Annotated in this window: 7 protein-coding genes; 5 read left to right on the forward strand and 2 right to left on the reverse strand. The window is 51.0% G+C overall.

All coding sequences use genetic code 11. From position 1 onward, the window contains the following. Window positions 1-271 precede the first annotated feature (271 nt). The 5 genes from fucP to B157_RS0122645 all read left to right on the forward strand — a co-directional run bounded on the left by fucP (window position 272) and on the right by B157_RS0122645 (window position 8,424). The gene (gene fucP, locus B157_RS0122625) at window positions 272-1,528 is read left to right on the forward strand and encodes an L-fucose:H+ symporter permease (RefSeq protein ID WP_020605593.1); all 1,257 of its coding nucleotides are present in this window, start codon (window positions 272-274) and stop codon (window positions 1,526-1,528) included. A 136-nt stretch (window positions 1,529-1,664) separates the two neighbouring features. Next, complete coding sequence (locus tag B157_RS0122630) at window positions 1,665-2,456, forward strand: L-fucose dehydrogenase (protein ID WP_020605594.1); 792 nt, start codon at window positions 1,665-1,667, stop codon at window positions 2,454-2,456. Between the two features lie 20 nt (window positions 2,457-2,476). Next, a complete protein-coding gene (locus B157_RS0122635) occupies window positions 2,477-3,496 on the forward strand; it encodes a zinc-binding alcohol dehydrogenase family protein (protein ID WP_020605595.1) in 1,020 nt (339 codons plus the stop codon). Window positions 3,497-3,923: 427 nt separating this feature from the next. Further along, window positions 3,924-7,103, forward strand: a complete 3,180-nt coding sequence (locus B157_RS0122640) for a SusC/RagA family TonB-linked outer membrane protein (RefSeq protein ID WP_041952247.1) — start codon at window positions 3,924-3,926, stop codon at window positions 7,101-7,103. 10 nt (window positions 7,104-7,113) lie between these two features. Beyond that, the gene (locus B157_RS0122645; RefSeq protein WP_020605597.1) at window positions 7,114-8,424 is read left to right on the forward strand and encodes a RagB/SusD family nutrient uptake outer membrane protein; all 1,311 of its coding nucleotides are present in this window, start codon (window positions 7,114-7,116) and stop codon (window positions 8,422-8,424) included. Between the two features lie 68 nt (window positions 8,425-8,492). On the opposite strand, the gene B157_RS0122650 is transcribed toward B157_RS0122645, so the two are convergent. Both B157_RS0122650 and B157_RS35890 read right to left on the reverse strand, forming a co-directional pair. After that, window positions 8,493-9,305, reverse strand: a complete 813-nt coding sequence (locus B157_RS0122650; RefSeq protein WP_020605598.1) for a hypothetical protein — start codon at window positions 9,303-9,305, stop codon at window positions 8,493-8,495. Window positions 9,306-9,556: 251 nt separating this feature from the next. After that, on the reverse strand, window positions 9,557-9,823 hold a 267-nt coding region (locus tag B157_RS35890; protein ID WP_020605599.1), incomplete at its 5' end, for a transposase.

The following is a 9,823-nucleotide window of genomic DNA, read 5'->3' on the forward strand; positions in this document are numbered from 1 at the left end:
TTCATGTTCGTAGACGTTTATTGTCAGTCATTCACTATCATTTTGATAGCACAATGATAGTGAACAGCTAAATCAGGTATTCCCAAAATAGAGGAACGGTCCGCAAGATCCACCAGTGGTTTTTGTCGGTTATCTATCCCATTATAATCGATCAGGTATTGATGAACGATTGGGAGATTATACTGTTGCCGGGTAAATAAGGACGAAGTTTTACTTCTTGGTTACGGTTGCATCAACTGGCAAACTATCTTCCTAAACTGTACTTCTTTACGTGTCTAAACCAACTACCCGATACGCCGTCATTTTAATTACGGTACTATTTTTTCTTTGGGGATTTGCACTGAATCTGAACCCTATCCTGATTCCCCACCTGAAAAAAGCTTGCCAACTGAGTGATGTACAATCTGCCCTGATTGATTCGGCTTCCTACATTGCTTATTTCCTGATGGCCCTTCCGGCCGGACTGTTTATGAAGCGGTACGGCTACAAAGCTGGTATTACGCTGGGGCTGCTCCTGTTTGCGGGCGGCACCTTTCTATTCTATCCGGCTGCTGAAACACGGCAGTTCAACTTTTTCCTGGTAGCCCTGTTCATTATTGCCACGGGTTTAACATTACTCGAAACAGCCGCGAATCCGTACATCACGGTCCTGGGCGATGAGGAATCAGCTACGCAACGGCTCAACTTTGCCCAGTCGTTCAATGGGCTGGCCGCGTTTCTGGCCCCCCTTGCTGGTGGGGCTTTCATATTGTCGGGCCGGAACGTGTCTGCTACGGAGCAACAAGCCATGTCGACCGGGCAATTCCAGGCCTATCTACAGGAAGAAGCCTCTTCGGTACAGGTTCCTTTTCTGATTATCGGGGGCATTGTGCTGTTGGTAGCCCTGCTCATCAGCCGAACGGCCCTGCCCATTATTGAAAAAGAGGATCTGAATCTGACGACCAAATCATCAGGTTCTATTCTTAAGGAAACGAATCTTGTTGTGGGCGTAGTGGCACAGTTTTTTTATGTGGGTGCTCAGGTCTGCATAAGCAGTTTCTTTATCCGTTTTCTGGAGCAGGTGGCCGACATTGGTGAGAAAGACGCAGCCAATATGTTGTCTGGTGCGTTGCTGGGCTTTATGATTGGACGCTTCTTCGGTACGTTTTTGATGAAATACGTATCGCCACCCCGGCTTTTGGCCCTGTATAGCCTGATGAATATTGGCCTGTTGGCTATAGCGGTATTCGGACAGGGTATGGTGCCGGTTTACGCGCTGATTGGTGTCGAGTTTTTCATGTCCATTATGTTTCCCACTATCTTCGCATTGAGCATTAGGGGGTTGGGGTCCAAAACTAAGCTGGGTTCTTCGCTGGTTATTATGGCCATTGCTGGGGGGGCTGTGTTTCCGGTGATTATGGGGCGGGTATCTGACCTGAGCAGCATGCAAACGGCCTACCTGGTACCCGCCATTTGTTTTTTACCGATTTTGTACTTTGCCGTTAAGAACTTCGCGGTCAAAAACGTGCAGCTAACGGCCTCTCATTAATATCGTTTTGTTCAGCACAGGCAATTAACGGACACAGATAATGATTTTTATCATAGGTTAGTAGTTAGGAAAGCCCTCGTCGGCTTGAGCGGGGGCTTTTTATTCTTTATCAGAGGCTAATTTGTTACAAACAGGTATGGATTTACACTTGCAGAATAAAGTCATCATTGTGACTGGTGGAGCCAAAGGAATTGGCGAAGGTATCGTGAACGTACTGGCCGCCGAAGGCGCTATTCCCGTCATTGTCGGGCGAAATGAAGCCGATAATCAGAAAGTTGTCGATGAAATTAAAGCAGCCGGGCAACAGGCATTTCAGGTAGTAGCGGAGCTCACCCAACCCGAAGAATCGGAAAAGGCTGTTCAAGCTGTACTTCAGCAGTATGGCCGGATTGACGGGGTTGTGAACAACGCGGGAGTGAACGATGGGGTAGGGCTTGAAACAGGTACTTATGATGCGTTTATCGCGTCTCTGCATAAAAATCTGGTCCACTATTACCTGATGGTTCATTATGCACTACCCGCGTTGAAAGAATCAAAAGGGGCTATTGTCAATATAACCTCCAAGACTGCCGATACCGGACAGGGCGGCACATCTGCCTACGCAGCGGCCAACGGCGGGCGCAACGCCCTGACCCGGGAGTGGGCCGTTGAGTTACTGAAATACGGTATTCGGGTCAATGCCATTGTGGTGGCCGAGTGCTGGACACCACTCTACGAACGCTGGATTAAAACGTTACCTAATCCAGACGAAAAACTGGCATCTATTGAGGCACACATTCCCCTCGAAAACCGAATGACAACGGCGGAGGAAATTGCCAATACTACGGCCTTTTTACTGTCTGATCGCTCTAGTCATACTACCGGCCAGCTCCTGTATGTGGATGGTGGCTACGTACACCTCGACCGCGCTTTAGCCAACGCGTCCTGACCCTTCCTATCGCAAAATTTATGAAAACGTTAGTCTGCACAACGCCGGGCCAGTTCGATTATCAGTCTGGTATAAAACCGGAGCTAACGCCCAACCATGCCATCCTGCGCATCCGGCGCATTGGCATTTGCGGCACCGATCTCCACGCATTCGAGGGAACGCAACCCTTCTTCACCTACCCCCGCATTCTGGGGCATGAGCTGGCGGGTGAAATTGTGGAAATTGATGAAGCTGCGGCTCCGGATTTCAAGCCCGGAGAAGTGGTAACGTTTATTCCGTATTTCAACTGCGGCCACTGCGTTGCCTGCCGGGCAGGCAAAACAAACTGCTGCGTCAGCCTGCAGGTGTCCGGCATTCATATGGACGGGGGGATGGTGGAGTATCTGTCGGTGCCCACTTACTCGCTGGTGCATGGCAATGGGCTGAGCGTTGATGAACTAGCCCTGATAGAGCCGTTATCCATTGGTGCCCACGGCGTTCGTCGGGCCAATGTGCAACCGGGCGAGTGGGTACTTGTTGTGGGGGCAGGACCAATTGGTTTGGGGGTAATGGAATTGGCCCGCATTGCCGGGGGAAACGTCATCGCGCTGGATATTAATGAAGCACGGTTAGCTTTCTGCCGAAATAAACTAAACGTCAGGCATACGGTTTTAGCCATAGCTCCGGATGTAGCCGAGCAACTGGCTGCTATTACCGGTGGCGATATGCCCACTGTTGTCATTGACGCAACGGGCAGTCAGCGGGCCATCAACAAGGCATTTCAGTACATGGCCCACGGAGCGCGGTATGTTCTGGTGGGTTTGCAAAAAGGCGATGTTTCGTTTAGTCACCCCGATTTTCACAAGCGGGAAGGGACACTGATGAGCAGCCGGAACGCCACACGGGCTGATTTTGACCACGTCATTGCGGCCATAAAGCGTGGTGAAATAGATCCAGCCACCTACATTACTCACCGGGTAGCTTTTGGACAGGTACGCGACGAGTTTGCGGGCTGGCTCGACCCGGCCAATGGTGTTATCAAAGCCATGGTTGAACTGTAACGCATGGCGGCTTTATGGATAAGGGGTTGTTCTTCTTCATTTTTCAATGTAGTCTGCATACACGCTTTCCAGGGCTAGTGGATGCCTATCCTGGTCTATCTGCTTTCTATTTACGTAAATCACGCTCTTTCGATTTCGCCGTTTGCCTGTTGAAAGATAGGGCGATTATGTGAAATCGCTTATCTATCAACAGGTTAAGTGAGGAGGTTAGTCACTTCGCTTACTTTTGGGCAATTCTTCATACCTATTTATTTGTTGGTTATCAGACCCAACGTATTTAGACTAGCAAGGCCTGCCGGTTTCTGGCTGCTGTTTCTCTATTACTGGCTAACTCAGCCAAAGACCCAACAATTATTTCTGTTTTAATCGTAACTTTCGATTATTGAGAAAGTTAGTTATTGCTGGTTTTTACAAAATTTTATCTCCTATGTCAAATAAATACTTACTCATTATTCGGAAATTGTGCCTTTTTTGGTCGATATGTATATTGACCCCCGATGTACTGGCACAAGGCACCCAGTACATCATTAAGGGGCAAGTGACAGACCCGGAAAAACAGTCCCTGCCGGGCACTACGGTTGTGGTTGTTGGCACTACGATCGGTACCACTACTGATGCCGATGGCAGCTACACACTGCCACTCTCGGTCAAACCCGGCCCGGTTACACTAGTCTTTACGGCTATCGGGTACGAAACGCTGCGAAAAGTGATTACCGTTGGTACTGTGGAACAACTCGTCGTTAATGCCGAAATGGTGGCGGCAACGACTAACCTTGACGAGGTGGTTATAACCGGGTCCACATTGTCCGCTCCCAAACGTGAACTAGGAAACGCGATCAGCACCATAAAAGCGGATGCTCTGAAACAGACAGGCTCCGGTAACCTGATTAACTCGTTGCAGGGCAAAGTGCCGGGCGCGCAGATCACCCAAAACTCCGGCGACCCGGCAGGAGGGATCAGTATTCGGCTTCGGGGTATTAAGTCGCTCGTGGGTTCGTCGGACCCGCTGTATGTCATAGATGGGGTGATTGTGAGTAATGCCAGTACTAACGTATCACAGATTGCGCTGGCTAACGATGTAGGTAATGCCAACGTAGGTCAGAATCGTTTGTCGGATATTAACCCGGACGATATTGCTACCATAAACGTAGTGAACGGGGCGGCTGCGGCTGCTCAATATGGGTCGCGGGCGGCCAACGGGGTGGTTATTATCACCACCAAACGGGGGCAAACCGGCAAGCCACAGGTCACCTTCACTACCTCGTTCAACATCAATGAGTTGCGGAAAGGCGTACCGGTCAATACCTATGGCAAACAGTTTGGCTTTGCCGCCCTTCGACTTTATCCCATTGGCGGTATCTCGGCGGCTCAGATTGCGGCTAATCCCGGCGTGACAACAACGGGTATTTATCGGGATGGGGCTACTACACCGTTAGCCACAAATCTGGTGGACGTGCAGCGGTACAATTACTTCGATCAGATTTTCAGAACGAGCTATGGGACGGACAATAACCTGTCTATTTCGGGCGGTCGCGACAATACGCAGTATTACGTGTCACTCGGCTACCTCAAAAATCAGGGTATCATTAAAGATACTGATTTTACCCGCTACAACATCCGCGCCCGCGTCGATCAGCGGTTGACGAACTGGGCCAAACTGTCGGTAGGATTGAGCTATTCGAATAGTTTATCGAACGAGAAAGCCAACGGAAACGTGTTCTACAGCCCGATCAACTCGGTCAATATCACCAACAACATCTACGATATTACCCAGCGCGATGCGGCAGGCAATTTACAGGCGGTGGAACCAACGCGGGTGAATCCGCTATCCACCATCGAAGACATGAAGTTTTCGCAGTCGGTGAGCCGCACCATCAACAGTTTCCAGTTGAACCTGACCCCAATCAGCGGGCTGACAGTTGACTACATCGTAGGCGTGGATGCGTACTCGCAGTTTGGTAAGAACTACATCCGGCCTTATCCCTATCAGGCGGTTGCCGGTTTGCCCGCAGCCCGCTATCCGGGTGGATTTGCGGCTACGGCCACCAATCAGGTGTTGCAGTTCAACAATGACCTGAATGCCCAGTATGAGCGGCAGTTTAGTGAGAAATTCAAACTGAATGCCGCTATCGGGTACAGCTACCAATATTTCCAGTCCGATTATTCGGCTAATAGTGGGCAGAATCTGTCGCCGTTTATTGAAACCGTTAACGGAACCAGCAACACGACCTATCAGGTCCGCTATGATCTGGACCGCTTTAGCCTGAGTGGACTATTTGCGCAGGCAACCCTCGGCTATAAGAATCTGGCCTTCCTTACGGGTGCCGTTCGGCGGGATCAGTCCTCTAAATTCTCCCCTACCCAAACCAACCAGTACTACCCCAAAGTAAGCGGGTCATTCATCGTATCGGATCTTGATTTCTGGAAAAATCTCTCGTTCAGTAACGCATTTAACAGCCTGAAACTACGGGCCAGTTATGGCGAAGCGGGTAACCTGTCCGGTATTGGTTCATACGCCCGTTTTTATCAGTTCAGTCCAGTCGGCTTCCTGGGCAGAAACACGGTCGTGCCGGGTACGCAGCTGGCAAATCCCAACGTGCAGCCCGAACGGATGCGCGAACTGGAGGGCGGTGTCGATTTAGCCTTTCTGAACGGTCGGATAAGCCTGGGTGTAACCACCTACAATCAGCAGATCAGTAACCTGGTTGTAAACCGGACGGTGGCCCCCACAACCGGAGGAACCAGCATCGTAAACAACGTGGGAGCGATGGAAAACAAAGGATTTGAGGTTGTGCTTGACGCAACGCCCATCAAAACCAATGACCTGAGCTGGGATGTTACCTTCATTTACAACCAAAACCGGAACAAAGTGCTTGACCTGGGTGGCCAGCCTATTATTAGTCCCGATGCTTCTTCGGCCTCTGGCACACCGGTCAATCTGATCGTGGGGCAACCGGTAGGCGTTTTCTATGGCACCGCGTACGCCCGTAACCCAGATGGATCATTACTGCTGACAACGTCCGGTTTTCCGCAGTCCGAGCGCGCGTCGTCGCAGGCCAACGGGGCTATCGACTACGTGCCGGCACGCAGTTCGGATGGTACCGTAGACGTAACCAAGCCAACGGCCAACGTCATTATCGGTAACCCAAACCCGAAATGGACGGGATCGTTCAGTACGAATCTGACGTATAAAAAACTGGCATTTCATGTGTTGCTGGATATGGTCCAGGGCTCGGACGTGTTCAACGCCGATAAGCGTACCCGGCAGGGAGTTGGTCTGGGCGATTATGCTGAACAGGAGTTGCGGGGCGAACTAAAACGCGGGTATATCTTCGGTATTTACAACACACAGGAGTTTCGCGTCGATCCGGGTTCGTACACCAAACTGCGCGAAGTATCGCTGAATTATACCTTGCCCACATTCATTAAAGCCATCAGCCGTCTGACGGTAGGCGTGGTAGGGCGCAACCTGTATTCGTGGGATAAATACACCGGTTTCGATCCGGAAACAAACGCGGGTGGTAATAATGACCTGCTGCGTGGTATCGACTTTGGTAATGTTCCCATCCCCCGCACCTACCAGTTTAAACTGTCGGCCACCTTCTAAAACTGAACCCATGAAAAAACTACCAATAGCCATCATAGCAGGCCTGCTACTGACGCAGATTGCCTGTAGCAACAAGGAATACCTGAACCCCAGTACCATCAGTCAGTCGCAGGCTGTTAGCTCGCCGGATGGGTTGATGACCCTGTCGAACGGGTTGCAGTACCGGTACACAACTAATGGTGCCTTAAGCGTACTCTACGCCCGAACGGCAGGAGCGGGCCTGACTACCCGCGAAGAATTCGTGCTCAACGTGGGTAACCTCGACGAAGCCAATCTGGCCCTCGGGGCGTCAAATGTCAGTAATATCAATAGCGTGGTCCGCAATCTGTGGACGCAGAGCCATCTGGTGCGGTCCAATGCTGAATTGATTCTGGCGAATACGGGCGTTGTGGCCGAAGCCGGTACTAAAAGCGGGATTGTTGGCTACGCGTCCATTTTTCGGGGCTTGGCACTCGGTACGTTAGGCTTGTTTTTCGAACAGTCGCCCATTACAACCGGCGATAATGTTCCGTTTGTACCCAGAGTACAGGTATTCAAAGAAGCCATCAGCACGCTCGAATCTGCCGCAACACAGGTAACAGCCGCACCAGTGTCGGCTAACTTCACGGGCAAAGTCGTGCCGGGTATCGACATTCCCAATACCATTCAGGCATTGATTGCCCGCTATGCGCTGTTTTCGGGCGATTATGATAAGGCCCTGGCGGCTACCGCTAAGGTTGACCTGACGAAAAAGTCGGTCTTTAACTTTGACGACAACACCCGGAATCCCCTATTCGAAGTTACGTTTGGTAACCTGAACGTATTTCAACCGACTAACGCCAGTCTCGGCCTGATGGGCGCACTGGCACCCGATGCGGCTGACAAGCGAATCGGTTTTCTGACCAGGCCCAGCACCAACGTGGCTGTGGCTCCCGTTATTGCTACAGCTTTTTATACGGCAAACAGTGCGCCTGTTCCGGTCTATCTGCCGGGCGAAATGCTGCTGATTCAGGCGGAAGCCTACGCCCGAAAAGGAGATCTGGTCAATGCGGTAACGGCCCTCAATAAAGTGCTGACTAAAACAGCGGCTCAGGATGCGTTTGGGGTTGGTGCTGGTTTACCCGCCTATGCCGGTGCCCAGACGGCTGATGCGATCCTGACGGAAATTTACCGAAACCGCCAGATCGAACTGGCCTATCAGGGATTCCGGCTGGAAGACAGTCGCCGGTTCAATCGGCCGGGGCCGGGTGCGGCCAATGCGGAACGTAACCGTAATTTCTTCCCCTATCCGCTAACGGAGCGGAATAACAACACCAGTACGCCCGCTGACCCAGCTATTTAGGCGCGTCTATTTTTAATAAAAAAAGCCCGGTTCAACTTCTGCGCCGGGCTTTTCTGTGGCGTAGGAGTTTAACGACTGTAGCGGGTTCCGAACCCGAACCGGGCGGTTACATACCAGCCCGACAGGTTGATGGTAGGATTGTCGCTACCGTTCCTTGTCTGATCGTTAACTGATTGATTTAACCGGGCGTTGGCACTAAGACGGTACCCTGCGTCGAAACCCAGCACCAGCGACCGCTCGCGGGTGATTGTTGTTGTGCCACAGTCGCTGACAATCTGCCTCGTTCGGGAACTGTACGGAAACCGGTACTGCCCACTCAGGCCGAGGTCTCCGGCAAAGGTGCTACTTCTGAACGTAGCCGTTTGCTGACTGCCCGGATTGACTAAAGCGGCTGCTACGGATGGAGTCGGCGCATCGTTGCTGGTGATGTTCAGGCTGAAGAACGTCGGCGATATCATTACTTTGGGCGTAAGCGTAAACTTAGTGGTATGTATCAGCCGGTACCCAACGCCAATGCCGTATTGAAAGTAGGTAGCCCGAACGGTATTGGCACCGTTCGTTACCGTCTGATTGGCGGCATTACCCGATTTCAGCCCAAAATCGAATTGCGTTATAAACGTCAGTGGTTTATCCCCCCGGCTCATTTCCTGAGCAATACCGAGTACCGTGAACTGATTGGCCAGGTTAGGGTAACCCGTCTGGTCGAGAAGTTGGTTTAGTCCCCCCATAGAGACACCCTGCCTACCCAGCCGGTATGTGAGCGTCGACTCAGTTGAGCGCGGCTTTTTCGCAGTGGGTAAACTGGATGTAATGTCCTGCGCCTGCGTGGATATGGCCAGCATCGCCAGCCCGAAACTGAGTAAAGTAGAGTGCTTTTTCATACCTGTCTGTTGATTTTCTTTAGGGAAGAAAGGTATTTATTTGACGCGCAAAAAGCAATGGTCTATAGAGGACACTTCTTATTTTTGATTTGTTTTAATCAGGGTGTCATGCCCTTCTGTAGCGACATGTATCAGTCATTAATCCACGTTGGAAAACCGTGGGTTGATGACCGAGTTATTAATTGAGCCAAACGTGTAGTTAAGGCCCATGGATGTATAATAATTAAAATTAACGCGAACTATGAGATCTTTTAAGCAGCTAAGGCCCATTCAGATTCACCGGAAGCGAGCAGACGGTTACTTATGTCGACGTGTGCTGTTGGCTTGCGTTCGTAAAATGAATAGGCGATTAGCGCGCCATACATGTTGACAAATGAGTTGCTGACCGACCGATGGCGCGTGTGATCCAGATTGCAAACTTGCTTATTTTGACCAATAACGGTTTCAATTAAGCCCCGCTTTTTGGCCCACCGTTTCGCTTCCAAAGGTAAAGTGGATGGCTGCATACCCTGGCGGGG

Source organism: Spirosoma spitsbergense DSM 19989 (assembly GCF_000374085.1).
Lineage (GTDB): Bacteria > Bacteroidota > Bacteroidia > Cytophagales > Spirosomataceae > Spirosoma > Spirosoma spitsbergense.